Origin of the sequence: Mesorhizobium sp. M7A.F.Ca.US.014.04.1.1, from assembly GCF_003998745.1 — a bacterium.
Taxonomy (GTDB): domain Bacteria; phylum Pseudomonadota; class Alphaproteobacteria; order Rhizobiales; family Rhizobiaceae; genus Mesorhizobium; species Mesorhizobium ciceri.
In genome coordinates, this window is the sequence record NZ_RZRW01001334.1 from 1 (window position 1) to 618 (window position 618).

The 618-nt window shown below is 63.1% G+C and carries 1 pseudogene; it reads right to left on the reverse strand.

Annotated elements, in window-relative coordinates:
- Window positions 1-534, reverse strand: a pseudogene (locus tag EOA22_RS36405) (type VI secretion system membrane subunit TssM); the annotation flags it as partial.
- Between the last annotated feature and the right edge of the window lie 84 nt (window positions 535-618).

Here is a 618-nt window from a genome sequence, read left to right on the forward strand (position 1 = left end):
ATCCTGCGTCGTGTAGCGACCTGCGGTGTCGATCAACACGGCCTGGTCGGTAAACCACCAGTCGCAGGCACGTGTTCCGCCAATGCCGGCCACCGGTTGGGCGTCTCCTGAACCGGCAAGCGGAAAATTCAGCCCCGAATTGACCAGTGCCGTTGTCTTGCCGGCACCCGGCGGGCCTATGACGACGTACCAGGGGACGTCGTAGAGGAAGTTGCGCTTGCCGCTCGACCCTTTGAGCGCCGCCAAGGCCTCATTCATGCGGGCTTCGAGCAGCCGCCCATCGTCATCATCGCGGTCATCATTGTGCGCAACGACGGTTTCGAGCGCTTTTTGCGCCTTCCTCCCCTGCCAGAAACGCAGCCCGTGAACAAGCGCCAGCGTCGCCACGATTACACCGATGATCGTTGCACGCAGCCAGGCAGGCCCGAGCGGCCGGCTATCGGCAAAGCGGATCAAGGGGCCGGCAAACCATATGGCCGTCGCGAAGCCGATCAGCGCGGTCATGCTGAATATCCGCAGCAGCCAACGCGTCATGGATGCTTCCAGCAGGTCGTCACAATGTCTCCTCCCTGGGGATCATCACATCGACACGGCGGGTCCTTGGGCGGCCTTCCGGCG